The 25,551-nt window shown below is 53.8% G+C and carries 21 protein-coding genes; 13 read left to right on the forward strand and 8 right to left on the reverse strand.

What is annotated here, in order from left to right; all coding sequences use genetic code 11:
* The first annotated feature begins 448 nt into the window (after window positions 1-448).
* On the forward strand, window positions 449-1,438 hold the full coding sequence (locus RZA33_RS16855; protein ID WP_317508865.1) for a cytochrome-c peroxidase: 990 nt from the start codon (window positions 449-451) through the stop codon (window positions 1,436-1,438).
* Between the two features lie 80 nt (window positions 1,439-1,518).
* Here the strand turns inward: RZA33_RS16855 and RZA33_RS16860 are convergent, their stop codons facing one another.
* The 6 genes from RZA33_RS16860 to RZA33_RS16885 form a co-directional block, all read right to left on the reverse strand.
* Complete coding sequence (locus tag RZA33_RS16860; protein WP_317508866.1) at window positions 1,519-2,511, reverse strand: adenosine deaminase; 993 nt, start codon at window positions 2,509-2,511, stop codon at window positions 1,519-1,521.
* A gap of 35 nt (window positions 2,512-2,546) precedes the next feature.
* Window positions 2,547-4,253 carry a thiol reductant ABC exporter subunit CydC gene (gene cydC, locus RZA33_RS16865; protein ID WP_317508867.1) on the reverse strand — a complete coding sequence of 569 codons (1,707 nt, stop codon included), beginning with the start codon at window positions 4,251-4,253 and terminating at the stop codon, window positions 2,547-2,549.
* Window positions 4,250-5,926, reverse strand: coding sequence for a thiol reductant ABC exporter subunit CydD (gene cydD, locus RZA33_RS16870; RefSeq protein WP_317508913.1), 1,677 nt, complete (start codon window positions 5,924-5,926; stop codon window positions 4,250-4,252). The genes cydC and cydD overlap by 4 nt, the downstream gene beginning before the upstream one ends.
* 4 nt (window positions 5,927-5,930) lie before the next feature.
* Window positions 5,931-6,932: a cytochrome d ubiquinol oxidase subunit II gene (cydB, locus tag RZA33_RS16875; RefSeq protein ID WP_317508868.1), complete on the reverse strand. Its 1,002-nt coding sequence runs from the start codon at window positions 6,930-6,932 to the stop codon at window positions 5,931-5,933.
* A gap of 2 nt (window positions 6,933-6,934) precedes the next feature.
* Complete coding sequence (locus RZA33_RS16880; protein WP_317508869.1) at window positions 6,935-8,350, reverse strand: cytochrome ubiquinol oxidase subunit I; 1,416 nt, start codon at window positions 8,348-8,350, stop codon at window positions 6,935-6,937.
* A gap of 232 nt (window positions 8,351-8,582) precedes the next feature.
* Complete coding sequence (locus tag RZA33_RS16885; RefSeq protein WP_317508870.1) at window positions 8,583-9,560, reverse strand: calcium/sodium antiporter; 978 nt, start codon at window positions 9,558-9,560, stop codon at window positions 8,583-8,585.
* A gap of 326 nt (window positions 9,561-9,886) precedes the next feature.
* Between RZA33_RS16885 and RZA33_RS16890 the strand changes: the two genes are divergently transcribed.
* The 8 genes from RZA33_RS16890 (at window position 9,887) to RZA33_RS16925 (ending at window position 18,444) form a co-directional block, all read left to right on the forward strand.
* Complete coding sequence (locus RZA33_RS16890; protein WP_317508871.1) at window positions 9,887-11,260, forward strand: paraquat-inducible protein A; 1,374 nt, start codon at window positions 9,887-9,889, stop codon at window positions 11,258-11,260.
* Window positions 11,253-12,935 (forward strand): intermembrane transport protein PqiB, encoded by a 1,683-nt coding sequence (gene pqiB / locus RZA33_RS16895; protein ID WP_317508872.1) that lies wholly within the window; start codon window positions 11,253-11,255, stop codon window positions 12,933-12,935. The genes RZA33_RS16890 and pqiB overlap by 8 nt, the downstream gene beginning before the upstream one ends.
* Window positions 12,936-12,949: 14 nt before the next feature.
* Entirely contained in the window at window positions 12,950-13,540 is a 591-nt protein-coding gene (locus RZA33_RS16900) for a PqiC family protein (protein WP_317508874.1), read from the forward strand.
* 378 nt (window positions 13,541-13,918) lie between these two features.
* The gene (locus tag RZA33_RS16905; protein ID WP_317508875.1) at window positions 13,919-15,175 is read left to right on the forward strand and encodes a DEAD/DEAH box helicase; all 1,257 of its coding nucleotides are present in this window, start codon (window positions 13,919-13,921) and stop codon (window positions 15,173-15,175) included.
* Window positions 15,176-15,283: 108 nt separating this feature from the next.
* Window positions 15,284-15,787, forward strand: coding sequence for a hypothetical protein (locus RZA33_RS16910; RefSeq protein ID WP_317508876.1), 504 nt, complete (start codon window positions 15,284-15,286; stop codon window positions 15,785-15,787).
* A gap of 24 nt (window positions 15,788-15,811) precedes the next feature.
* Window positions 15,812-17,020 (forward strand): CynX/NimT family MFS transporter, encoded by a 1,209-nt coding sequence (locus tag RZA33_RS16915; protein ID WP_317508877.1) that lies wholly within the window; start codon window positions 15,812-15,814, stop codon window positions 17,018-17,020.
* A 17-nt stretch (window positions 17,021-17,037) separates the two neighbouring features.
* Window positions 17,038-18,108 (forward strand): asparaginase, encoded by a 1,071-nt coding sequence (locus RZA33_RS16920; protein WP_317508878.1) that lies wholly within the window; start codon window positions 17,038-17,040, stop codon window positions 18,106-18,108.
* A gap of 96 nt (window positions 18,109-18,204) precedes the next feature.
* A complete protein-coding gene (locus RZA33_RS16925) occupies window positions 18,205-18,444 on the forward strand; it encodes a DUF2789 domain-containing protein (RefSeq protein ID WP_317508879.1) in 240 nt (79 codons plus the stop codon).
* Between the two features lie 72 nt (window positions 18,445-18,516).
* Here the strand turns inward: RZA33_RS16925 and RZA33_RS16930 are convergent, their stop codons facing one another.
* Window positions 18,517-18,939 carry an SRPBCC family protein gene (locus RZA33_RS16930; protein ID WP_317508880.1) on the reverse strand — a complete coding sequence of 141 codons (423 nt, stop codon included), beginning with the start codon at window positions 18,937-18,939 and terminating at the stop codon, window positions 18,517-18,519.
* 208 nt (window positions 18,940-19,147) lie between these two features.
* Here RZA33_RS16930 and queC point away from each other — a divergent pair, with 208 nt between their 5' ends.
* From queC to RZA33_RS16950, 4 genes are read left to right on the forward strand one after another with little or no spacing between them, the layout of a single operon-like run.
* The gene (gene queC / locus RZA33_RS16935; RefSeq protein ID WP_317508881.1) at window positions 19,148-19,861 is read left to right on the forward strand and encodes a 7-cyano-7-deazaguanine synthase QueC; all 714 of its coding nucleotides are present in this window, start codon (window positions 19,148-19,150) and stop codon (window positions 19,859-19,861) included.
* Window positions 19,861-20,517 carry a 7-carboxy-7-deazaguanine synthase gene (gene queE / locus RZA33_RS16940; RefSeq protein WP_317508882.1) on the forward strand — a complete coding sequence of 219 codons (657 nt, stop codon included), beginning with the start codon at window positions 19,861-19,863 and terminating at the stop codon, window positions 20,515-20,517. The genes queC and queE overlap by 1 nt, the downstream gene beginning before the upstream one ends.
* Window positions 20,517-21,362, forward strand: coding sequence for a 6-pyruvoyl trahydropterin synthase family protein (locus RZA33_RS16945; RefSeq protein ID WP_317508883.1), 846 nt, complete (start codon window positions 20,517-20,519; stop codon window positions 21,360-21,362). Before queE ends, RZA33_RS16945 begins: the two co-directional genes overlap by 1 nt.
* Window positions 21,359-21,616 carry a YkgJ family cysteine cluster protein gene (locus RZA33_RS16950; RefSeq protein ID WP_317508884.1) on the forward strand — a complete coding sequence of 86 codons (258 nt, stop codon included), beginning with the start codon at window positions 21,359-21,361 and terminating at the stop codon, window positions 21,614-21,616. Before RZA33_RS16945 ends, RZA33_RS16950 begins: the two co-directional genes overlap by 4 nt.
* 33 nt (window positions 21,617-21,649) lie before the next feature.
* Here the strand turns inward: RZA33_RS16950 and RZA33_RS16955 are convergent, their stop codons facing one another.
* Window positions 21,650-25,549, reverse strand: coding sequence for an AAA family ATPase (locus RZA33_RS16955; protein ID WP_317508885.1), 3,900 nt, complete (start codon window positions 25,547-25,549; stop codon window positions 21,650-21,652).
* Window positions 25,550-25,551: the final 2 nt, after the last annotated feature.

Raw genomic sequence — 25,551 nt, forward strand, 5'->3', positions numbered from 1 at the left:
ATCTAAGGGCTAGCCGAAGACAACAAAAGCGAATCAAACTTGGCTCAAGGTTCAAACGAATTCATTCAAAACCGATATCAAAGACGTATCTTCAACACCTTATTGCTTGAGTCGCTTGCCTTGATATTGGGTGATTTGTCACCAACATCAGCAAGCGCCCACATGAATTACCTGATCAAATTGTTAAAGAGCTGGTCGCTGAGGCCGTGCCCCGTTGACGTGTGGCGTATATTACCCGATTCACCGTCAGGGTCAACAGCCATTTAAACATTAATCATTAAAAGTCGTTCAAAATTAGGGGTTGCCCACAAAGCACCAGGAAACAGCGCAAAATTTGATCTAAGGCAAAACAGCTACTCCCCCCTCCCCCTACGCTTATAAAAAGTGCACGTTGAGGTTCATCGCTTCAAGACCAAAACGCCGATTACAAAAGCAAGGGAGAATAACCATGACCATAAAAAAAGCCACCTTACTACCCGCACTGGCGGCTAGCAGCTTCCTCGTTGCTAGCGTAGCCATGGCTGACGATGGCTTGGAAAATTACCGCCAACGCTTCGAGGCACTGCCTTACCTTCCGCCAATCCCTGCGGACAACTCATTAACAGAGGAAAAGATCGAACTTGGCAATATGCTGTTCTTCGAGCCACGCATCTCTTCTAGCGGCGTTATTAGCTGCGCAACCTGCCACAATCCAGCGCTTGGATGGGCTGACCGAATTCCCCGCGCTGTCGGTCACGATGGTCAAGTGGGTGAGCGCAACACCCCAACCGTATTGAACAGTGGCTTTTTAGAATCACAATTTTGGGATGGTCGAGAACCTGATCTAGAAGGCCAAGCACTGGGCCCTATTGAAGCGCCTGTAGAAATGGCAATGGACCTAGAAATGGCTTTAGAACGGCTGGTGGGGTTTGAACTCTATCAAGAAAAATTCAGCGCTGCTTACCCGGATCAAGAAGCACCTATCACCGATGATAATTTGGCCCACGCGCTGGCCGCTTTTCAACGTACGCTTAATACACCCAACTCACCTTTTGATCGTTACCTACATGGCGATGTAGAGGCGATTGACCAGCAAGCCAAAGACGGCATGGTGGCCTTTGTTGATAACGGTTGTATTGCCTGCCACCGCGGCCCTGCTTTAACCGACAGCCAATTCCATGCGATTCAGGTGCCAGGCTCAACCGATTTGGGTCGTTACGTTGTGACCGAAGAAGAGAGCGACAAGTACCGCTTCAGAACGCCTACATTACGCAATGTGGCCGTGACCTACCCGTATATGAATAACGGTGCGACTGAAACGCTGGAAGAAGCGGTCGCGATAATGGGCCAAGAAATGCTTGGTCGGGAGTTTGAAGAGAACACTATTAATGATATTACCGCTTTTTTACATACGCTAACCGGTGAAATGCCCGATTTCGAGGTGCCCGCACTGCCTTAAACTATGGCTAAAAACCAACACGTAAAACTACCGCCCTAGCAAGAGCAGCCGCCTGGTCAGGGCGACCAGGCATTGAAACATTATACTAAGGCTAAGCGAGCCAGCATCTCTTCGCGACGCTGCTGGCTAGTAAAAGCTTCTTCAATAGCATTGCGGGTTAGCTGGCGAAAAATTGCTTCATCCCAACCAAACGCTTCAGCGCAAGCGATATGATTGGCCATCATGCCGCCGCCAAAATAGGCGGGGTCATCTGAGCTAATAGTTACCTTGAGTCCTTCAGCCAAAAGCCTGGGCAACGGATGATCACGCAGATCCTCAACCACCTTTAAACTGACATTTGAGAGAGGGCAGACCGTTAGAACAATCTGCTCGCTGCGCAAACGCTCAACTACCTCATCGCTTTCTAAACAGCGCACCCCGTGATCAATGCGCTGGACATCAAGTACATCCAAGGCTTCTTTAATATAGTCTGCGGGGCCTTCCTCTCCAGCATGAGCCACACACACAAGCCCAAGCTGCTTAGCCCGCTTAAACACATCAATAAAATCCGCGGGGGGATTATTTTGCTCTGCACTGTCTAAGCCAATAGCATCCAGCAGTTTCCAATAGGGAGCGGCTTGCTCAAGTACATGCAAAGCCTCCGCTGCGGGGCGATCGCGTAGAAAAGCCATAATCATTCCGATAGAGAGGTCAAGGGTCTCCTCTGCCTCCTGCTTAGCTTTTAATAGCCCAGCCATGACTACTTCAAGCGGCACGCCACGCTGCAGATGCGCCTGGGGGTCAAAGTGCATGTCGATATGCACAACACCCTCCCCCCGTGCACGCTTGAAATAATCCATCGCCAGATCGTAAAAGTCCTCCTCGTTACGAAGCACACTCATGCCCTGAAAATAGAGATTAAGGAATCCCTGCAAATCGTTGAAGTGATAAGCATCTTTGGCTTCTTGAACTGTCGTATAGGGCAGCTCAACCCCATTGCGCTGAGCTAGCGCAAACATTAACTCTGGTTCCAGCGAGCCTTCGATATGCAAATGAAGCTCTACTTTGGGGAGGTTGTGTAAAAATTCATGCATTGGGGATTCCTTGAGACCGCATCGATTAGTCAACGTCATTCAATCAGGTATTGGTGAAGTTTACCGTCAACGAGATGCCAGTGAAACTCGACCCCAGGCAATAGATTCAAAGAGCTAATTTGATGGACAAAATAAATCACCGTTCGATTAGCCAGCCACTGGTCTAAGGAAGCTGCGATGTGCTGCGCCGTTGCGGCGTCAATCGCGGCAAAAGGTTCGTCAAGTATCACAACGCTCGGGTTGCGCAACATTAAACGCGCTAAGGCGACACGCCGAGCTTGCCCACCAGAAAGCTGCTGGCCTTTTTCGCCTACCGCCGTATCCAATCCTTTTGGCAATTGCTTGACCCAGTCAGCCAATGCAACCGCCGTTAACACCTCCCAAAGCAATGATTCGTCAGCAGACGGGTTAGCGATACGCAGGTTTTCGGCTAATGAATCGTCAAATAAATCTACGGACTGAGTCAGCATGGCAAAGTGGTTGGCACGGCTCTCCGCGGCAAGCTGCCAAGGCCGCTCTCCGCCGACCAGCACGTCACCCTGAGTGGGCTCTAAGCGCCCGGTTAACACGCTAGCCAACGACGACTTACCCGCACCGGAGCTACCGGTTATCACCGCACGCTTTCCGGCTGGCAGCTGAAAGCTAACAAAATCTAATGCTGGTTGCAGTGACTTTGAATAGAGCAACGATAGCTCTGTCACATTAACTGCAAGCCCCGCCGCCTCCGGTAAGCTGGCTTGCTTCTCATGCAATGGCGACACGCTGGTTAGTTCATTCAATCGCCTAACCGCCGCATAGCTAGCCCCCAGCTTTATAAAACTTGATGGCAATGCAATGAAGGCCTCATTAATTCCCAATGCAATCAAGACCGCCATTACTAAAATAGGTGCCGTGACTAACTGCTCAGTAAAACCAAGGCTAGCCAGCCACAGCACCGCCACAACAAGCAGCCCCGTCACCGTACTTACTAAGCAATTTACCAGTGCTGTTTTTCGCCCCAAACGCCGCTGATTGCTGTGCGCTTGTTGTTCCTGAGTGGTTATAAGCGACCGGTGCCATTGCGCGCTGCGATAGCTCATCAGCTCTGCAGACGCCTGTACTTGGTCGACAACCAGGCGACGTAGGGATTCTTGATCCGCCACCTGCTGGTGACTTTGCGAAAATCCCCAAGTGGCCGTCACCAGCGTCACTATCACCCACAACAGGCCAAGCGTTATCGCCATTAACAACGCCACGCTTGGCAACCAAAGGGCCACAAACAGCGACACAACGACCACGCTAAGCAGAGTTACAACGGGCGGCACGAGGACGCGCAGGTAAAAATTATCCAAGGTGTCGATATCGGCGGTCAAACGGCTCAGCCAGTCACTGGCTCGCTGACGGTGCAAGCTGGCATCATCAAGGCGGGTTAAATGGCCAAATACGCGATAGCGTAAATCAGCCAGCAGGGTTAACACCGTATTGTGGTTATACAGCCGCTCGATATAGCGGGCTGTAGTGCGCAACAGCGCGAAAAAACGAATGCCACCGCCGGGCACATAGACGTCTAACCGAGCAGGCATGCCCAAGCCTAACGCAATGCCCGTTAAGGCGCTGGCGGTAATAAACCAACCCGACAACCCCAGCAGCGCCAACCCCGCTATTAACGTCGTCCAGACAAGCAACGCACCGAATAAAAAACGCCGACGGCGGCGGACTAAAAGCTGCAACCAGGGACGAAAATCGCGCAAAATGTGGATCACGCGACCACCTCGACCAATTGACCATGCTCAAAAGCAAAGTGACGTTGCGCAGCAGCAATCACCTCAGGATGGTGGGTAGCAATCACCAGAGTGCGCCCCTCTTGAGCTAGTTCAAGCAAAGCGCTCATAACGACCCGCTCGGTCTCCTGGTCAAGGCTTGCGGTAGGTTCATCTAACAGCACCAAATCCGCCTTACTGAGGTACACGCGTGCGAGCGCAAGGCGCTGAGCCTGACCTCCCGACAAACCCACCCCACGCTCACCAATTAAGCTATCCAGCCCGCTGGGTAGCTTCGCCAAGAGAGGACCAAAACCGGACCGCTGCAGCGCCGCCGACATTTCCTCGCGGGACGCTTGCGGGGCCGCCAAGCGCAGATTATCGAGCAAACTGCCGTGCAATAAGCAAGGCTGCTGATCTAACCAAGCATAGTGGCTATCAGCTACCCGACGGTAGTCTCCTGAACTCGGCGCAATAAAACCTGCGAGCAGTGCTAATAACGTTGACTTGCCACTGCCGGACTCACCGCTAATGGCAATAACGTCACCCTGTTTAACACTAAACGCGATAGGACCCAGTACGTGGCCACGGCCTGGGTAAGCAACGCAAACAGCGTCAATTTCAATTATCGCGGTAGGCGAATTAGGCGCCATAGGGGTATGCGAGCTAACCAAAGACGGTTCATTGAGTATATTCACCACACTCTCAGCCGCGCCTAGTGCAGCAGCGCGGTCATGGTAATGCTGAGAAAGCGTGCGAAGGGGCTGGAAAAATTCAGGCGCCAAGAGCAGGACAGCAAGGCCTGAAAAGAGGGTTAATGAGGTGGAAGGACCATATTCAATGTAGCCCAGCAGGCCAAAACCAACGTACATGGCCACGACGGCAATCGCGACCGAGGCAAAAAACTCAAGCACCGCCGAAGACAGAAAAGCCAAGCGAAGAGTACGCATGCTAAGACGCCGATAACCATCGGTGGCATACCAAACATCCTGCTGTGCGGCTGACGTACGGCCAAAAAGCTGCAGTGTGGTCATACCACGCACACGGTCAATAAAATGCGCTGACAATCGCGATACTGCAACAAACTGGTCGCGATTAAGGCGTTCCGCACCCATACCAACCAGTGCCATAAAAAGCGGAATAAGTGGTGCAGAAAGCAGCAGGAACAGCGCTACCAGATAATCCAGCCAACCCGCCACCGCCAGTATCAATAGCGGCAAGCAAAGCGTAATTCGCAGCTGGGGGTAAAAACGTGCGAAATAGCCTTCCAGCGCATCTATGTGTTCAACCGTCTGATTGGCCAGGGAACCACTGTGCTGACTGGTAAGCCAAACAGGCCCTAACGCAGACAGTTTATCCATCAGCTGAGTTCTGGCAAGCTGCCGAATTCGCAGGCTCGCTTCCAGGCTTAATGTTTCATGCCCCCATTGAAAGACAGCGCGCATGACCACACTACCCACCAGCAGGGCAAACACCGGCCAAAGCGCCATCGCTAAACGACCGTGAACCACCAGCTGTTCAATCAGCCATGCAATGCTGACGACGATGACGACCGTCTGACCACCAGCCAGTACCCCGCAAAATGCCGCACCCAGTAGACGCTTACGCTCCTGTTTAGCCAACGTTTGCAGCCAACGGCGCGGCGTTAAAGTGTCACTAGCTCCCTGGTTGGCCATGGAATCAATGATATCCCTCACCGACCCGCACCTTGCCGCGGAACACCCAATACGTCCAAGCGGTGTAGGCCAAAATAATCGGGATAACACACACCACCCCTACCAGCAAGAACAGCTGCGACTCTGGCGCAGAAGCCGCATCCCAAAGGGTGTAATTAGGCGGTACGATAACCGGCCATTTACTCACAATCAGCCCTAGGTAGGTAAATACGTAGATGCCGATAGTGGCCAGGAAAGGCACGCTTTCGCGACGCTTTTGTACTGAGCGATACACCGTAAACGCACACACCATCGCCAAGAAAGGGAATATCCAGATCAATTGAATATTACCGAACCAGCGCTCCCTCACGAGCGGATTGATAAAAGGTGTCCAAAGGCTAATGACCGCAAAAACGAACAGCACCAGTGCCAGTAACAGAGGTGTAATTTTATATGCCCAGTCTTGCACATGACCTTCTGATTTGAGTATCAGCCAGGTTGCACCCAATAGGGCGTAGCCTGCCATTAAGCCAAGACCGGTTAGTACAGAGAACGGTGTCAGCCAGTCAAATGCACCGCCGACATAGACGAAGTCTTCAACCGGAAAGCCTTGGATATAAGCCCCAACCACAGCACCTTGTGCAAAGGCCGCAATGGCCGATCCCCAACAAAATGCACGATTCCACCAGCGCCGATTACGACGCGATTTAAAGCGAAATTCAAAGGCCACACCGCGGAAGATTAACCCCGCTAACATTAAGAACACGCCGATATAAAGCGCTGGCAAGAACACCGAATATACCAACGGGAAAGCGCCTAACAGCCCAGCACCACCGAGCACCAGCCAGGTTTCGTTGCCATCCCATATCGGCGCCACCGAGTTCATCATGACATCCCGGGCATCTTCATCGGGCGCAAAGGGATAAAGAATCCCCAACCCTAAATCGAACCCATCCATCAGCACATACATCATGATGCCAAAGCCAATAATGAAGGCCCAAATTAATGTTAGATCAAACATTTCCATGTTCAGCTCCTCACCGCATCAACGTCATCGTCGAAAGGTGTATGGGCAGCCGATAGGGGCCGCATAGGGCGTTTAAAGTTATCATCGGTGGTTTCGCGCTCTTCTTCCGGCAGCATACCGTTGCGCACCACCCGCGTAAGGTAATAAACGCCAGCGTAAAACACCACGCCGTAGACCAAGGCATAGCCGATCAGGGTAAATAACGCCATGGGGCCAGTAAGCGAAGGTGTTAAGCCTTCAGCATGGGTCATCATGCCGTAAACCAGCCATGGGGAGCGGCCTGATTCGGTAACAATCCAGCCAGCAAGGACAGCGGCAAAGGGCAAGGGAATCATGGCTGCCAGGGCTTTTAGAAACAGCCGTTGGCTATAGATACGCCCCTTGCGGCGCAACACTAGCCCCGTCAGTGAGACAGCAATCATTAACAAGCCAATGCCCACCATTACTCGGAAGGCCCAAAACACAATCAGCACAGGCGGTTGTTCATCCGGCGCAGCTTCAGTAATGCCAGGCACCTCACCGTCAGGCGAGTGGGTCAATATAAGGCTAGCAAGACTGGGAATACCCACTTCAAAGTGATTGGTTTGGGCTTCCTGATCAGGAATGGCAAATAGCAGCAGTGGCACATTGGTAGAAGTTTCCCAGTGACCTTCCATTGCTGCCACTTTTGTCGGCTGATGCTCTAAGGTGTTAATGCCGTGGAAGTCACCAATCACTGCTTGGGTCGGGGCTAAAAACAGTAGCAGCCAGAGACACATGGAAAGCGCACGGCGGTTTGCTTCAGGATCTCTATCACGCAGCAAAAACCAAGCGCTAACGCCAGCCACGACAAACCCACCGGTGAGAAAGGAAGCAACGGCCATGTGCATGAAACGGTAAGGAAAAGACGGATTAAAGATCGCCTCGCGCCACGACGTCACATGAAAACTGGCATCGATCAACTCTACGCCCGCAGGGGTATGCAACCAGCTGTTAGCCGATAGAATCCAAAATGAGGAGATGAACGTGCCTACCGCCACCATAATCGCAGCAAACAGATGAACTCCCTGAGGGACCTTGCCGCGACCAAACAGTAATACGCCCAAGAAAGCCGCCTCTAAAAAGAACGCGGTGACGACCTCATAACTCAGCATGGGGCCAAGAAAGTTCGAAGACGCTTGCGAAAAATTGCTCCAATTAGTACCAAATTGAAACGACATCACGATGCCTGACACGACACCCATTCCAAAGACAACGGCAAATACCTTCGTCCAGAACAGCGAAAGACGGTCCCATGCAGGGTTTTGTGTCTTGAAAAACAGACCATGAAGCAGCGCGATGTAGGACGCTAGGCCGATGGTAAATACGGGGAAGATCGCATGAAACGACACAACGAAAGCAAACTGCAATCGCGATAACACAAGAGGATCAAGTTCCATTGCACTCTCCTAAGACCTGAATCGGTTTCCCAACAATGGGTTAACACAAGCTTAGTTGAGCCTTGTTGGCACGACATTTTAGTTATAAGCACTAAGCATATTTTTTACGCTGCAATTAATCTTTCACTAGCGCCCTTTCTTGGACAATCATCATATAATAATATCCGGCTGTCTAAGATGAGTCGCGTTGACGCACCAAGCCCCATAGCGATGCGCAAGGGGGCTATCTTCGCTATCGAGACATCACTACGACACTCACCATATAACCAGTGTAGGCAAGAAATAGTGCAAGCAAGATCCCACCTTCAAGTCGATTAATTTTCCGCGCACGACCACGCCATGAGAATGCAAACAGAATCATCAGTAGCGTCATACCCGTCATCACGCCCCAGTCGCGCACCAACACTTCCCGACCGGCCTCAATGGGGCTAATCACACCCGCCAGACCGACGACCGCTAAGCTGTTAAACAGGTTAGAGCCAACCACATTGCCCAGCACCATATCGTGCTCTTTACGACGTAATGCGCTAATCGATGAGGCAAGCTCGGGCAAAGAGGTGCCGATAGCCACTACGGTCAAACCGATAATTAAATCGCTGACGCCAAACCGCACAGCAATTTCCACTGCTCCCCAAACCAGCAGACGCGAGCTGGCAATCAATAGCACTAGCCCCACAAGGGTCCACATAACGGATTTGCCGCGGGACATTGGTTTGCTTTCAAGTGTTTCAGCCACCTCGATAATCAGCGCATCATCTGGCTGATTGCGTGAACGCACAATACTAACGCCAATAAAGATAACCAGCGCCAGCAGCAAACCAATCGCTTCCCAGCGCGCTATTAGCCCATCCAGCAGCATCAAACCAGTCGCTAGCATGACGACCATAAGGAGAGGCATTTCTTGGCGTATCACACTGGAATGAACGGCCAAAGGAGATACAAGAGCCACAAACCCAAGCACTAGGCCAATGTTGGCAATATTCGATCCATAGGCGTTGCCCACCGCTAGGCCTGGGTTACCTTGCATTGCCGCCAGTACCGATACCATCATCTCTGGCGCTGATGTACCAAACCCAATGACCAACATCCCGATCAACAGCGGGGAAAGCCCGAGCCAGCGTGACGTTGCCGCCGCGCCGTCGATAAATTTCTCGGCACTCCAGATCAGCAACACTAATCCGAGTACCACCGCTAATAAGGGAAGTAACATTTCATTTCCTTCATGGCACAATTACAGGCACTATTTCCAGCACTGTTTGCCAGTACTGCTTTCAAGCATTATTTGCGAGTTATGTTTTCAAGCCCTACGGCTTCAAGCCCTCAGGGCCCTGTGATCCGCGATTTGATTGCTATCGTCCAACAGCTGCGTACCATTGCACCGCAGCATAGTTGTCTAAACAAGTGCCTTGGTCAAGCGGCTACTGACGTTTTCGGGCATTATTTCAGCAAGATAGACTTGCTTAAACATGCATCTGACTGCTTAATCCGCCACATCCTAGTTGCTTTACTAGAATTTCGCACTGAGAGTTTTGGTTTTTGCCTCCACAACGATTGATTAAGCGTGCTTCTCTGCCGGTCAACACGCCATTGGTTGACTGCTCACCACCTGAGGTTAGAACTCAGCGGCGACGCCTGCGCGCCTGCCATGAATGCGATTGGGTATCGGCGTTGCCCCCTCTTAGCTCAGGTGAAAAGGCAAGCTGCCCGCGCTGCTCACACGTCCTGGTTAAACGCCACCGCTACCCAGCACAACGCAGTATGGCCTTGGCAATTGCCTCTCTAGTAGCAATGATGTTGGCGGTATCATTTCCCTTTATAAGCTTCACCGTCAGCGGTGTGAGCAACCGCATTGAACTGACACAGACCGCCTCGACGCTTATTGGCTTTCACCAGCCGCTAGTCGCTATTGCGGTCATCATGACCATCGTTGTGCTACCAGCCGTTTATCTAATCGGCGTTGTTTGGCTTCAATTTGGACTACTGCGGAATAACCCCCTCCCCTACAGCAGAGATATCGCCCGCTCACTGTCGCACTTAACACCATGGATGATGGCTGATGTGTTTATTATCGGCGCTTTGGTAAGCCTGATAAAAATAGCCGGCTTGGCCGACATCGACGTCGGCATCTCGTTTTGGGCATTTTGCGCTTTTGCGCTGCTATTGTTGATGACGACCCAATCGATTGATGCCGACTGGATGTGGTTCTCGCTAGAGGGTGAGCCGCTAGCCCCAGAAGGGACTCAAACGGGGCGACCTGCGGCGGGGCAAGGGTTAACCGGCTGCCCAACCTGTGGGCTGATTAACCGTCTATCTCCACAGGGCGCGGGGCGATGTATTCGCTGTCATGAAAAACTTCATCAACGCTTGCCGCATAGCCTGCAACGCACCTGGGCACTGCTAGGCGCCTCGGCCATCATGTATATTCCGGCCAATGTCTACCCCATTATGACCACGACTAGTCTAGGCAACTCCTCGCCTTCGACGATTATTGGCGGCGTTGTGCAATTAATTCAAATGGGCTCATGGCCCATCGCCGCCGTTATCTTCATCGCAAGCGTTATCGTACCGGTGGGCAAACTAGTGGCGCTAACTTGGCTTTGCTTGGTGGTTAAGCGGAGCAGTGAGCTCAATGCTCAAAGCCGCACGCGACTGTATCGCCTAACAGAGTTTATTGGTCGCTGGTCAATGGTTGATGTTTTCGTGGTGGCCATCTTAGTGGCACTGATTCGCGCGGGCTCCCTGATGTCGATCACACCAGGCCCTGCGTCACTCGCCTTTGGCACCGTGGTTGTGTTAACCATGCTGGCGGCAATGACCTTTGATCCACGCTTAATTTGGGATACCCCTCTCCCACCTCGTCACTTTATTCTTCGCCGTAAAGCGGCCACCAAGGAACCTGTTGATGGCTAACGAAACAGCATCGTCAAACACTGACCCGACTAACGATCAGGCGCTAAATAAAGCCAAAATATCGCGCCAGACGAGGCTATCGCCCATTTGGGTTGTACCGATCGTAGCGATTGCTATTGGGTTATGGCTGGTTTACGACAACTATACTAGTCGTGGAACCCAAGTGACGCTGACCATGGAGAGTGCGGAGGGTATTGAAGCGGGCAATACGCTGATCCGTAGCCGTAATGTTGAAGTGGGTCGAGTGCAGAGCGTACGCCTGTCTGACGACCTTTCCCATGCTGTGCTAACCGCCCGTATTCAGCCGGAAGTGGAGGATCTTCTACGCGAAGATACCCGCTTTTGGGTGGTTAAACCGCGCATTGGCCGTGAAGGCATTAGTGGGTTGGGTACCGTGCTCTCTGGCGCTTATATTCAGCTTGAGCCCGGAACGGAAGAGGCTCAGCGGCGAGAATTCCCCGTTAGTGACACCCCGCCCGTTGCGCCCGCAGGCCAAGCAGGGCTACGACTAAGTTTGACTAGCCAACTAGGTAATTCACTGCGCGTCGGTGACCCTGTCTCTTACCAGGGCTATACAGTCGGGCGTATCGAAGAAAATAGCTTTGAACCTGAATCGCGTACCATGCGGCATCAAGTGTTTATTGAAGAACCTTATACCCAGCTGGTTACTGACAGCACCCGCTTCTGGACCTCCAGCGGCGTCGATTTTCGCTTAGACGCCGACGGTGTCCGCGTTAACGTTGAATCTATTGAAGCGCTGCTTGGCGGCGGCGTTACCTTCGGTGTACCCGAAGAACTACCCATGGGGCAGCCGGTGGAGGCCAATGCCCGGTTTACGTTGTATGCCGATGAAGATGCCGCTCGAGAAGGCACCTTCAATCGATACCTGGAGTATGTGTTACTGGTAGATGAAACCGTGCGCGGACTTTCCAAAGGCGCGCCGGTAGAGTTTCGCGGTGTACGAATGGGCACTGTTGCCGCCGTGCCCTGGAACTTTACCGCGCCACAACCCGACTCCCGTGCTCGCTTCGCAATTCCCGTGCTGATTAGGATTGAACCCCAGCGTTTGGGCATTGAGAACAGCGATATCGACATTGAAGAGTGGGAAGCACGGTTTCAACGCATGTTCGGGCTTGGGCTGCGCGCCTCGCTTAAGAGCGGCAGCCTGCTGACGGGCGCCTTGTTTGTGGATTTGAACTTCCAACGCGACTTAGCCGGTGAATATGTCGCCGAGCGGTTCTCTGAGCGTGACGTTTTCCCTACCGTGGCAGGCGGCTTTGCACAAATTCAGGCCCAAGTCACCGATTTACTGGAGAAGTTAAACGCGCTTGAAGTTGAGCCCCTGTTAACCGGCCTGGATCGTAATCTGCAAGCGTCGGAAAGCGTACTTAATGAAGTTCGCGCCGTCAGTACCTCCCTCAATCAACTGTTGAATGACCCAGAGACCCAGGCCGTGGGCGGCAACCTCAACGCGACCCTTGACGAGCTACGTAGCACACTGCAAGGCCTATCGCCTTCATCCCCTGCTTATCAAGAACTAACCACGGCGATTGAACGACTGAACCGCTTGATGCGTGATCTGCAGCCGCTAACCCGCACCTTGAATGATAACCCCAGGGCGCTGTTGTTCGACAATCTGGATGCCCAAGACCCCGTTCCACGGGCGCCACGCTAATAAGGAGCTAACGCATGTTTGCATGGACGAGGTGTCTACTATCTACGCTAATGGTTTGCTTACTGGTTTCTGCCTGCGCCGGCAGCGTTACTCCCCCTGCGCGCTATATGCTGCCCAGCGGCCCACTGGCAAGCACTCCCAACCAGCCAGCGGGCGTGCTTGTGGTGAGTCCGCCGCAACTTGCCCATTACCTAGACGTTGATGGCATTGTGATGCAGCTAGACGACATTACATTGAATGCCGCTCGGCAACATCAGTGGGCAGATGGGTTAGGCAGGCAGCTAGAACGGAGGTTGCGCGCGAACCTATCGCAAGCGCTGCCAACGCTTAGAGTGATGCGCACGGAAGGCCAACAGGCCAACGCTTTGACCCTGCGTCTGAATGTTGATCAATTCCAGGGTCGCTTTGACGGTGTCGCCGTGGCGAGCGGCCAGTGGCAATTGCTCAATGCTGAGGGAGCGCTATTGGCAATGGAAAATTTTCATACCCAAACAGCGCTAGAAGAAGATGGCTATCCCGCTTTAGTGCGGGCGCTAGGCGAGAGCTGGGATCAGGCTGCCGCGCTTATCGCCCGTCAAGTACGTGAGGGCGACTATTTCGACTAAGAAACCTCCCTAATGATTCAGCAGGGTGGCTCAACGCCGTTGCGTATCAAGCTCCCCTGCTGCACAAGACAGCTATTCAAGCTGGCGTTCTATAAACGTGTTATGCTGTTTGGCTTATTACTGGCACGTGCCACTAACACATAGATTTTATAGGTTTTCTGATGCGCCCTTGCGCATCAGTTGATAGCGCGCCCTGGCGCTAGCACCTTCACGTCTCCTGTCACGGTCATCCACGGCTACCAACGACCATCGCGGCATGCTTAGTTATCTGGCACAATTCGCTGCCGCGAGGGTGAATCAACCTCGCTTTTTGAACATTACATCTTGTGATAACAACCACTTACCGGTATTAACTCACTAGGTGTCTGCGGAGAACGCATGAGCTTTTCTGATCTTGGCCTGCACGCCGATTTGTTACGCGCTGTCACAGCGCAAGGTTACACCGAACCGACCCCGATCCAACGACAGGCAATCCCCGTCGTACTAGACGGCCGTGACATGTTAGCCAGCGCCCAAACGGGCACCGGCAAGACCGCCGGGTTTACCCTGCCAATGTTACAGCGGCTTAATGACGGCAAGCGTCCAGCAAAACGCCAAGTCCGTGCATTAGTGCTAACCCCGACACGCGAGCTTGCCGCTCAAGTGGGCGAGAGTGTTGCGACTTATGGCCAACACCTGTCGCTACGCTCACACATTATTTTTGGCGGCGTTGGTCAGCAGCCCCAAATCGATGCGCTTAAAGCAGGCTTGGACGTGCTTATCGCTACCCCAGGCCGTTTATTAGATCTACACCAGCAGGGCCATGTTGATCTGTCGGTGATCGAGATATTAGTACTTGATGAAGCTGACCGTATGCTGGATATGGGCTTTATCCACGACATAAAGCGCCTGCTTCGCCTAGTGCCTAAAAAACGTCAAAACCTGCTTTTCTCAGCAACGTTTTCAAACGAAATCCAAACCCTGGCGAAGCAGCTGCTGGATAACCCTGCAATGATCGAAGTGGCGCCACGCAATGCCACTGCCGAGAGAATCGAGCAGGCTATTTACCGCGTCGACCGCGAGAAAAAACGCGAACTGCTGGCCCACTTAATTCAGCAGAATGGCTGGTTCCAAGTGCTCGTTTTCACGCGCACTAAACACGGCGCCAATCGCCTAGCTGAGCAGCTCTCTAAGCAAGACATTCCCTCCATGGCTATCCATGGTAATAAAAGCCAAGGCGCACGTACCCGCGCGCTAACCGCTTTTAAGAGTGGCGATCTGCAAGTGCTGGTGGCAACCGATATCGCCGCCCGCGGCCTGGATATCAATGAACTGCCCCACGTCGTCAATTTCGACCTACCCAACGTGGCCGAAGACTACGTCCACCGCATTGGCCGCACCGGCCGTGCGGGCAGCAATGGCGAAGCCGTATCACTCGTATGTGTCGATGAAGACGCCCTGCTAGGCAGTATTGAGCGGTTGATCAAACAGACGTTACCCAAGCACATTGAGCCTGGTTTCGAGCCTGATCCCACTATCAAACCTGAGCCAATCGAGAACGGCCGCCGTAATCAGCGCCAGCCTCGTGCCAAACGCAAACCCGAAAGCCAAAGCGCCAATGCCGTTGGCGAGCGCAAACGTCGCGCCCGTCACTAGTAGCGAGCCCCGCTGGAATATGCGAAGGTTATCCATTGCATATTCCCAGCTGCTATTTTAAGCCGCTATTTCCAGCCTTTAGGCATGTACATTTTTCATGGAGTGATTATGGCGTCATCTCAACTTATGGCCGACTACCGCCAATGGCTGACGTTTCAACGGCAAGAACAGCTCAGCCGCGAACATCAAGGGATTGTGCAGCGTCTAGAGGATGCTCACGCCTCAGCCAATCAAGTGCTCCAGGCTTACCGCAGCATGGCCGAAAAAGCCTCAGTTGAGGGAGCATGTTACCGCACGATTTTTTTACGCCAGCGGGACGACAAACACGCCCTACCCTGCGAAGGCTGGCTGTTCGTACGACGTATGCTCAGCGAAGGCAACAGCACCCGCGTGCGTGTCACCTTGTTGGAAACCTTTAACCTTGAAGATGGCATTATGGCCCCGGGCGATAAGCCAGCGCGTAAATTGACGTTGGAAATCTACGACCAGTTAAATATGGATAAGGGCATGCGCACTAACGTGAGAGTGGATTCCCTGGATACCCCACAGGACTACCATTTCATCACGCTGCTTGATGCCGTTCGCGGGGACTTACGCCCGCACCTTAAGTAAGCCTGGTATGAAATAAGCACACCGATGGCATCGCGTCGTTCACTTACGTTTATTATATTGATCGTTGTGGTGGGGCTGAACCTGCGCCCTGCCATGTCATCGGTTGCGCCTTTGTTAACCAGACTGCAAGAGAACGCAGGCCTTTCCGCCACCGCCGCTGGTTTGTTGACCACATTACCGGTGCTCTTCTTAGGCTTGTCGGCCCCCTTTGCGCCTACCTTGGCCAAACACATCGGCAGTGAACGTGCGTTAAGCTCAGCACTGATATTGCTTACCGCGGGGCTTATTTTACGCGGATTACCGGTACCCGCTGGGCTTTTTATCGGCTCTGCAATGGCCGGTGCTGCGATCGGCATTGGCGGCACTCTACTGCCCGCTTTGGTGAAACGTGAACTCCCTGAGAGTGCCGACTTACTCACCGGCTTATACACCATGACGCTCTGCTTAGGGGGCGCCTTGGGGGCTGGTCTTAGCGTGCCGTTAACCCAGTGGCTCGGCAGCTGGCAAGCAAGTTTAATGAGCTGGTCTCTGCTAGCACTGATTGCGCTGGTACTCTGGCATTTACAAATGCCCCGCAGCCCTGATTCCGATACCCCCATGCCTGCAAACAGCGGCACCTTACGGCTACTTAAGCACCCTCTTACCTGGCACGTTATGCTGTTCATGGGCATTCAGTCCTCCATGGCGTATATCGTCTTTGGCTGGCTGCCTACACTGCTAGTTGATCGGGGTTATAACGAGGCAGATGCAGGCTGGACCATGGCGGTTTCGATTATCTGCCAGCTTGCTTCCGCACTCGGCGCCCCCTGGCTTGCCCGCTTGGGGCGAGACCAGCGCCCCGCACTATTACTTATGTTGCTGAGTACCGCCATTGGCTTGTGGATGTTGCTGATCGCACCATTAATATGGAAATGGCCCGGCGCCGCACTACTGGGCATTGGCCAAGGCGGCAGCTTTAGCCTGGCGCTCAGCCTGTTAGTCTTGCGCACAGCTAACTCACGCCTTGCAGGCCAGCTCTCGGGACTTGTTCAGGGCGGTGGGTATACATTGGCGGCACTCGGCCCTTTTGGTGTGGGAGTTTTGCTCCAGTTAGGCGCCCGCACACCTCATATCGCCTGGCTGCTAATCGTTCTGATCAGCGTTTGCTGTGGCTTTGCTTTACTGGCGGGACGCAATCATCGCCTAAACGACCAAAGCGGCGGACTTGTCGTGCAGCGCAACACCCGCCGTTAATTATTAAGGAGACGGCCATGAGCCTCTACTCCCCTCTCGCCAATAGCGACTCGACCGCAGAACGCATTTTAGTGATTTACACCGGTGGCACGATTGGTATGCACCCGGATGCACACGGCCTAGTGCCTGGCGGTGATTTTTCTACTCGTATGGCTGCGGCCCTCACTCAACTGTCGATTGTTCAGCAGCAGGCCCTACCGCTTTACGATGTTATTAGCTACGCCACGCTGATCGATTCAAGCGCTGCCACGCCACTGACTTGGCAGCAACTCGCTCATGACATCAATGCAAATTTAACGGCTTACAGCGGCTTTGTGGTTATTCACGGCACCGATACGCTGAGTTGGACCGCCGCTAGTCTGGCATATCAGCTGCAAGGGCTAGATCGTCCAGTGGTATTAACCGGCGCGATGCAACCGCTTGAAGCGCTCGGCAGTGATGCCCTAGCAAATTTACACGGCGCCCTCATGTTTGCCGCCCAGCCAGCCCTGCAAGAAGTCGCTGTCTATTTTGCTGGCAAATTGCTACGTGGCGTACGTGCCGTTAAACAGCACAGCGAAGCAGCTGACGCCTTTGCTAGCCCCAACTACCCGCTGATCGGCGAGCGGGCTGGCGACGATTTTGTTTACTACCCCAGCCGTGGGCTTGGCCTGCAGCAGCGCGGCGCGCCACGCTTTGAACTGCCCGACTACCGTTTAATCAATCAAGGCGAAGTGGTTCGTATCGTTCTCTGGCCAGGCATCTCAGCCTGGCAGTTAGAGACCTGGCTGGGCGATTCACGGGTTAAGGGCGGGCTATTGCAGCTATGGGGCGCTGGCAACTTACCCGACCAGCCTGACTTATTGAGCGTGCTTGCCAAGGCTAACGGGGAAGGCAAACTATTGGCTGCGATTAGCCAGTGCCCGCAGGGAAACGCCCGTTTCAGTACCTATGCGGCGGGGCATGGGCTTAGCGATGCAGGCGTTCTAGCAGGCGATGATATGACGCCGGAAGCTGCTTTCACCAAATTAGCCCACTTGATCGCGCAGCCTTTGCCTTTCGAGGATCAGCGCCAGCTTTTTGTCACGTCGCTAATCGGTGAACGTTAATTAATCAAAATGGTTGAATAGTAGAAAGGTGGCGTAGGCTGAGATTCACGCTATGGTGAAGGGGTAAAATCTAACCGATTGAAGGAGCAAAACATTATGGAAAAGCCGATACACCCATTCAGCGAACTTTTCGAGCAATTGGGCCTAGCATCTGACGCTGAATCAATTGAACGCTTTATCCAGCGCAATGCGCCGCTTCCGGAAACAATGCCACTGGCTGAAGCTCCTTGCTGGAACGAGGGTCAGGCAGCGTTTCTTAAAGAAGCCGTAGAGGACGACGCTGACTGGGCGGAAGTGGTTGATCACCTGGATGCCTCCATGCACAAAGCGCATTAAACAATAGCTAATGCTCAATTCCGATCCGCGCCGCTTCCAGGCGGCGCCTGGCACTCTTACCAGGGTTTATCATTAACTTTGGGTATTTAAACGCGCCTCCACCCGCTCAAGAATTTGTCTGCTGACTTTGCCGACCAGCGGCCTGGCCGCTCTATTAACGGCTTTTTCCATTAAACGATTACGAATTTCGTAGCTCAAAGTGAGCGCCACTTCGGTGCCCTCAGCCACTTCGCGAAGTCGATAACGTCCTTGGTTCTTAACCCCATCCAATGACTCCCAAGCGAGTACGTGGGGCGGCTGTATTTCAGTGACCATCACATCGAACGCCCAGTCCATACCCACTGCGCGCACATGCCACCGATAGCGGTTCTCACCTAACGTATCGATAGATCGAATCAAATCAGAGTAGTCCGCAAAGTCTTCAACTCGGCGCAACAGCTCAAACACGCGCTCAGGCGATGCTTTAACGATTTCACTGTGTTCAATGATAGCCATTGTTCAGCCTCTAACAGCGTGGATAATTATCCTAGCATGTTGATATTAATACTGCCTGCCAACGCAGTATTTCGTTTGATGTACGCTAGAACTAGTCAGATTAACGGCTTTTGCGTAAACTGCCGCCCTTCCGGACCGGACCCCGGAACGCTGCGACAGCTAACCGCTGTTCGCGACTCATAAATTCTCCGACAAAGAGTGTCTTCTCATGTCATCACCCTCCCCTGTGGCTTCTGATAGCACCACGACAGCCGTGGTTATCTATTCCGGCGGAATGGACTCTTTCACGCTACTGCACCGCGCGCTGCGTGAAGGGCTTAACGTACACGCGCTCTCGTTCGACTATGGCCAACGCCATGTCCGCGAACTCGATATTGCACGACAAGTTTGCGCTTCACTGGGGCTGCCCCATCAAGTGGTGGACATTCGCGCCATCCATAGCCTAATTGACAGCTCAGCGCTCACCAACCCAAACCAGGTAATGCCCCAAGGCGACTACGCTGCGGACAACCTACGCGCTACCGTGGTACCCAATCGTAATATGATTTTGCTTTCGCTAGCGATTGCCAAAGCGGTCAATATTGGCGCTAGCCGAGTCGACTACGGTGCCCATGGCGGCGACCATATTCTCTACCCAGACTGTCGCCCCGAGTTCGTCGACGCCATGAACCAGGTAGCAGGCATTGCCAATTTCGAGCCAGTCAAGCTACACGCCCCTTATTTGCACACAAGTAAGGCCGATATCCTGCGCGAAGGCCTGGCCATGGGCCTGGATTACCAACACACCTGGACATGCTACGAAGGCCGTGAGCTCGCCTGCGGCGTGTGCGGCAGCTGCCGTGAACGTTTAGCCGCCTTTGCCGCCAACGGGGTGCCGGACCCCTTAGCTTACAGCTCACACACTGCAGCAGGCCAACACTGATGTATCAGGTCAAAGAAGCCTTTTATACCCTACAAGGGGAAGGCGCCCAATCAGGCAGAGCAAGTGTTTTTTGTCGTTTTAGCGGCTGCAACCTGTGGTCAGGCCGAGACATCGATCGAGCGACAGCTAAATGCACCTTTTGCGATACCGATTTTATCGGCACCGACGGTATTAATGGCGGCAAATTTGCCAATGCAAGCGCCCTCGCTGAGCACATAGCCGCACTGTGGCCCAGCCAAGGCCGTGATGCCGAGTCGAATGCGACGCCCTATGTGGTATTTACCGGCGGGGAGCCGCTGCTACAACTCGATACGGCATTGATAGCCACGCTGCATAGCCATGGCTTTGAAGTAGCGGTTGAGACCAACGGTACACTAGCGCCACCCCCAGGCATTGACTGGCTGTGTGTTAGCCCCAAGGGGCGCAATTCTCTTGTGGTTACGAAGGGCGATGAGTTAAAGCTTGTTTTCCCACAGGCAGACGCCCCCCCGGAGCAGTTTGCCTCGCTTGGCTTTCGCCACTTCTTTCTCCAGCCGATGGATCTTGCTCCTCTCAACCAGGATAAGACCACTGTCGCTGAGACGACCGCCTACTGTATGGCCAATCCTCAGTGGCGCTTGTCGCTACAAATGCATAAATTAGCAGGCTTTGACTAATGGCTTTATTCGTTAACCAACTGACGCACATAGACGTCTCGCTTTGGTGTAACCAACGCGGTCTGGTCGGCTGTAGCTGGCTGGTGGACGCGGTATTGGATGGCGAGCTGGGCGATGATGGCATGCTGTTCGATTTTGGCGAGGTCAAACCTTGGATCAAGCGCACGCTGGATAGCGGGCTGGATCATACCCTGTTGGTGCCTACTGACGCGCCCGGGATCACTGTTACGGAGTGCGCTGAAGGCGTTTGTGTGCACACCACAACGCCCTACCCCATGGAAGTTCGCGGACCCAAAGAAGCGTTTAGCCTGCTGCCTTGGCGCGCGATTACCAGCGACACCGTTGCCGCGTATTTAAGCCAGCAGCTCACCGAGCAGCGCCCAGAGAATGTCCACCAAGTCACCCTTACGCTTAGTGATGAGGCCATTGAGGGCGCTGCCTATGGCTACACCCACGGCCTGAAGCGCCATCTAGGCAACTGCCAACGTATCGCCCACGGCCACCGCTCACGGCTTTATATTTTGCAACACGATACGCGTCAACCGCTACTTGAAAAGCACTGGTCCGACTGGCTGGATAACCGCTATTTACTCGAACAAGCGGACATCGCTGCGCAAGACAAAGACACCCTTACCTGTCGTTATCAGGCTGCCCAAGGCGATTTCTCAATCACGCTGCCGCTATCGCGATGCGCGGTATTGCCTGGCCCAACCACGGTGGAAAACATCGCTATTTGGCTAGCAAAAGAGGTTGCTACACAAAGCGGCGTCAGTACGCGTATTCAAGCCTTTGAGGGAATCAACAAAGGCGCTATCGCCATGTCTTCACCAAGCGTTACGTCATGAGTGAAGGCTGTCGAGCGGGATGTGGCGCCTGCTGTATTGCGCCGTCTATCAGTTCGGCTATTCCCGGCATGCCATCAGGCAAGCCCGCGGGCATTCGCTGCGTCCAGCTAGATGAGCACAACCTCTGCCGGCTGTTTGGCGACCCACGCCGACCCACCGTGTGCGAACGCTTTAACTTTGACGCCAGCGTGTGCGGCGAACATCGCGAGCAGGCGCTTGAGATCCTCACATGGCTAGAGCAGGATACCCGCTAGCCGGGCCTCCTGCTCTAAACGCCTAGGAATTGGCTAATCGTCAACGCTAACCAGGTGCGGCAGGCGACGATCAAGCAAACTGATCCAGCGGGTTAGCACCGGGGCGTCGCTATTGCTGACTTCACTCAATAAATGCCGAAACCTGTCTTTGGCTTGTTGATCATTAGGTTCAATGCGCGTCAGCCATAGCTCCAAGGCCGCTAGCTCCTGGTGGCGGTTACCATGCTCGCGGGATTGTGCAATGGCCATATCGGCGAGCGCTTTCACTTCGTTGGGTGGATGTCCTAGCAAATCACGTACCCTAGCCAGTTGGGTAGCTAACTCAGGTAGAAATAGCGTGGTGCGCTCACGGGCAATCACTAAGCATTGATCCAGGTAATCTTCTGCATCGTTTAACTCACCCAGCTCGATACAGGCATCAGAGTACCAAAATACAGGACGCTGATAGCGGTCACGACCGTTGAGCTCCGCCATCTGATCCAAGCTGTCGCGCAATTGAACCAAACCAGCGGCGTCACCTGATAAGGCTTGCTGCCAACCAAGAATGCATTGGGCGGCAATTTGCCATAGCTGCAGGTCAGGGGTGCCTGTCATTGCCGCTGCTCGCTCGGCATACCGGGCCGCCAGATGCACATGGCCAAGCTGTCGATACAGCGCAGCAGCAAACAGCAGCGCTAATGCTAAGGAGCCAGGGTGAGCGATCTTCTCGGCCAACCGGATTGCCGCAGACACCTGGCGCTCGGCGCGCTGATAATCACCGCGCAGACACAGCGCCCAGCCCTGGAAGCAAGCGGCACTCACTTGCGGATGATCAGAGAACGGTAGCCATTCGATCATCATCGGAGCGTTGAGAGGATCAATTTCATCGAGGTGGTCGTGGGCCTGTTGAATGCGACCGGCCCAATACTCACAGTTCGCACGCGCATAGTCAGCGAGGCGACGATAGCGGGGGTCTTCAAACCGTGCCGCGATGTCAGCAAGCGTAGAGGCCAAGGCAAAGGCATCCGCGTGTGCATAGCGCTGGCTACGCCCCACCCAGAGCCCCCATTTGACTAGAAATATCTGCTCTAAATCTTCCGGTTCTTCGAGGCTATTGCTGCCCGATTCACGCAGCAACTCGCGAGCACGCACGAAGCTTTCATGTGCCGTCGGCGAGCCGTGCCCCTCTAGCGAGAACGCCGCCTGACCACGCACGGTGAGCAGGCTCACCTCACGCTCAATCTCATGCTCAACGTGGCGTAAACTCGCTAGACCAAAATCGGCCATACGTAGCGCGGTTCGGTTGGCGCTTACTTTGAGCGCTTCTCGAGCGGCCAGCTCAAAATAACGTGCGCCACGGGCATAGTGGCCGCTGCGGCGTAAATGGGTAGCGAAATCGCCGGGGTGTCGGCTCATCCATACCGGGAAGCGCTCTTCAATTAAGGTCACCACCTGCTGGTGCAGCGTTACGCGCACATCTCGCGGGCAGGAAAGGTAGGCGGCTTCTTGCAGCAACTGATGACTAAACTGGTATTCATGCTCGCCGCTGTCTTTATCCACGGGCTCGATAATTTCCAATAACCGCATGTGCTCAAGCGCTTGGTTAAGGCGCCCGCTCTCCCATCCGCTGCACTCGAGCAGCAAATCCAAGCGGAAGCGCTTACCCAGCACGGCAGCGATATGGGCTATATCGCGATCGCCTTCTAGCTGATCAATCCGGCTCGCCAATAAACCTAATAAGCCTTTGGGCAGTTCATCAAATTTAACGCTGCGCCCTTCGCGCCGATCCATATCCAAACGGCGGCAGATTTCCTGCATATACAGTGGCACGCCATCGCAGCGCTCAAGAATTTGATTACGCAACCGCGGACTTAAATGAATGCGGTAACGGCGCGATAGCTGAGACAACAGCCTCGATGACTGCAACGTATCTAGTTTGCCCAAGCTAATTTGCTGATCCCAACGCAACTTAACAGGCAACTGCTCGCGCCCATGGTGGCTGGCCACCAGCATAAAGGCAGTATTGATGGGCAGGCGCGCTTGCAGTCCGGCCAACACCTTAAAGGAGGGCTCATCCAGCCACTGTAAATCGTCGACCATCAGCACTAGCGTATGGCTCGTCGCCTGATGCTCGATCAAACGATGCAGTAACATCACCACCAGTTCTACAGCTTCACCGCTTTGGGTTAGCTGGGTGATCTCTTGCACTTCATGAACGCCCAGCGCTTCTTCGAGCAAATACTGGCGTTCGTCATCCAGCGGATCCAGTTCAAGCATTGTTTGTAGTGCTTGAATAGCCGCTGCGGTTAATTCTTCTTTTAAATACCAACTGACCAATGTGCGAGCGACACCGTAAGGATCGAGCACCGATAAGCGCGTGGTGGGTTGCCAGCAAATAGCCGCTTCGCGACTTAACTCAAGCTGACGAAAACCGACCATAAGCGCAGATTTACCCATACCCGACGCACCTCGCACGAGGACGCTCTGGCGTAAACCGATACCTGCCCGTGCCAGAGCATCCCGCAGTGTTCGCAGCGAGGTCTCACGGCCAACTAAACTGGGCGGCAGTGCATCGGGACCACCTTCGTTTTGTCCCAACACCAGCGCACGTAACCTCACGCGACCGTCGCTGGCCACCAAACGAGATACTAGGCGCGGCTGTAAATCCAATGCGGGCGGCATGTGCTGACTAGCCTCTTGCGAGATAACCAGCTCGCTGCCTTCTGCAGCGCTCATCATTTCTAAAGAAGTTTGTGTTACTTGCCCCAGCGGGTCGGCCAACTGACGTTCGGGCAGATAAACCACCCGACCACTGTGTAAACCAGCAGCCAATTCAAATTGCGGCACCGCGCTCTCGCCAGTCCAGTGGCGAGCACTCTCTTGAGGTAGCGCTTGGCGGCAATGCTCATAAAGCGCCACCAATTCAGCCAATTGATGAGCCGGGCCATGGGTACCAAAGCAGGCTAACCCCAGACCACCGGTGGCCCCAGGCAGCCAAAAACCACCCAAGTGGTGGCATTGCTGCTCCAGCCAGCGCAACAACTCTAGCTGGAGCGCCAGACAATCGCGCGTCGCGGCACGGTCTTGCCACTCCCCTTTTAAGCGCAACCGAATAGCCATCACGGAAAGTTGGCGCAGCTCAATTTCGTCTTCGCGCAGGGGCTTGCTATCCGCCGCCATCGCCCGGGAAAACGCGCCTTGGGGACTCATCATCCGCGGGTCGTGGTGGCCGTCTGACCAGTAGTTGGCCAACTGCAGGAAGCTAGGCTCTGGCTGCTGCCCAGACAACGCTAATAGTTGTAAGTAACTATTATACTGTTCATGGGCGGCGGCCATCTGGTTCTGTTCTGCTAATTGGCGAACCAACCGCTCATGAAAAGGCCCATATCCCGAGAAACGGCTGACCAGAGCTTCCAGAATTTGGTCGGGCACATCGGTGTGAGCTTCGAGGACTTGTTCGGCAAAACGAATCACACGCTGACGCCACTCGTTACGCACCTGGACTAACCAGCGCTGGAATTCGCTACAGCTCGCCAATTGAAGCTCTTCAATCAGATCACCTTGGTAACAAGACATCAACGCTTCAAGGGTATCTAGGTCGCGCGGCCCTTCTAATAACTGCTGTAACGTATGCAGGTCGACCTGCCAATTAGCCGGCAGTTTGAAAGCAATGGTCTGGCGAGAGACGCTGAGTACTTGGTCTGCACTTTCACCTAGCGATTGACGTAAACAGTGCAATGCATGACGCAGGTTAGTTCTGCCCGAGGACAACCCTTGGTCGGGCCACAGCAGTTCGGCCAGAGCGGCCCGGTTAACTGGCTGACGATGTAGCAGCAGATAAGCCAGCAGCGCCTTGACTTTATCGTAGCTAAAATGGGTAAGTACATCTTCGCCTTGGGTGAGCGAAAAGTGGCCAAAAAGGGTTAACTGGTCAGTCTCACGAGCATCGCGCATGG

The sequence above is a fragment of the Halovibrio sp. HP20-59 genome, assembly GCF_033052795.2.
Taxonomy (GTDB): Bacteria; Pseudomonadota; Gammaproteobacteria; order Pseudomonadales; family Halomonadaceae; genus Vreelandella.

Coding starts and splice junctions, on each gene's coding strand:
- RZA33_RS16915 (WP_317508877.1), top strand. CDS start 15,812: ATGGCATCGCGTCGTTCACTTACGTTTATTATATTGATCGTTGTGGTG.
- RZA33_RS16855 (WP_317508865.1), top strand. CDS start 449: ATGACCATAAAAAAAGCCACCTTACTACCCGCACTGGCGGCTAGCAGC.
- RZA33_RS16925 (WP_317508879.1), top strand. CDS start 18,205: ATGGAAAAGCCGATACACCCATTCAGCGAACTTTTCGAGCAATTGGGC.
- queC (WP_317508881.1), top strand. CDS start 19,148: ATGTCATCACCCTCCCCTGTGGCTTCTGATAGCACCACGACAGCCGTG.
- RZA33_RS16880 (WP_317508869.1), bottom strand. CDS start 8,350: ATGGAACTTGATCCTCTTGTGTTATCGCGATTGCAGTTTGCTTTCGTT.
- RZA33_RS16910 (WP_317508876.1), top strand. CDS start 15,284: ATGGCGTCATCTCAACTTATGGCCGACTACCGCCAATGGCTGACGTTT.
- RZA33_RS16900 (WP_317508874.1), top strand. CDS start 12,950: ATGTTTGCATGGACGAGGTGTCTACTATCTACGCTAATGGTTTGCTTA.
- pqiB (WP_317508872.1), top strand. CDS start 11,253: ATGGCTAACGAAACAGCATCGTCAAACACTGACCCGACTAACGATCAG.
- RZA33_RS16885 (WP_317508870.1), bottom strand. CDS start 9,560: ATGTTACTTCCCTTATTAGCGGTGGTACTCGGATTAGTGTTGCTGATC.
- cydB (WP_317508868.1), bottom strand. CDS start 6,932: ATGGAAATGTTTGATCTAACATTAATTTGGGCCTTCATTATTGGCTTT.
- RZA33_RS16860 (WP_317508866.1), bottom strand. CDS start 2,511: ATGCATGAATTTTTACACAACCTCCCCAAAGTAGAGCTTCATTTGCAT.
- RZA33_RS16955 (WP_317508885.1), bottom strand. CDS start 25,549: ATGCGCGATGCTCGTGAGACTGACCAGTTAACCCTTTTTGGCCACTTT.
- cydD (WP_317508913.1), bottom strand. CDS start 5,926: ATGGCCAACCAGGGAGCTAGTGACACTTTAACGCCGCGCCGTTGGCTG.
- RZA33_RS16945 (WP_317508883.1), top strand. CDS start 20,517: ATGGCTTTATTCGTTAACCAACTGACGCACATAGACGTCTCGCTTTGG.
- RZA33_RS16920 (WP_317508878.1), top strand. CDS start 17,038: ATGAGCCTCTACTCCCCTCTCGCCAATAGCGACTCGACCGCAGAACGC.
- RZA33_RS16930 (WP_317508880.1), bottom strand. CDS start 18,939: ATGGCTATCATTGAACACAGTGAAATCGTTAAAGCATCGCCTGAGCGC.
- queE (WP_317508882.1), top strand. CDS start 19,861: ATGTATCAGGTCAAAGAAGCCTTTTATACCCTACAAGGGGAAGGCGCC.
- RZA33_RS16950 (WP_317508884.1), top strand. CDS start 21,359: ATGAGTGAAGGCTGTCGAGCGGGATGTGGCGCCTGCTGTATTGCGCCG.
- RZA33_RS16905 (WP_317508875.1), top strand. CDS start 13,919: ATGAGCTTTTCTGATCTTGGCCTGCACGCCGATTTGTTACGCGCTGTC.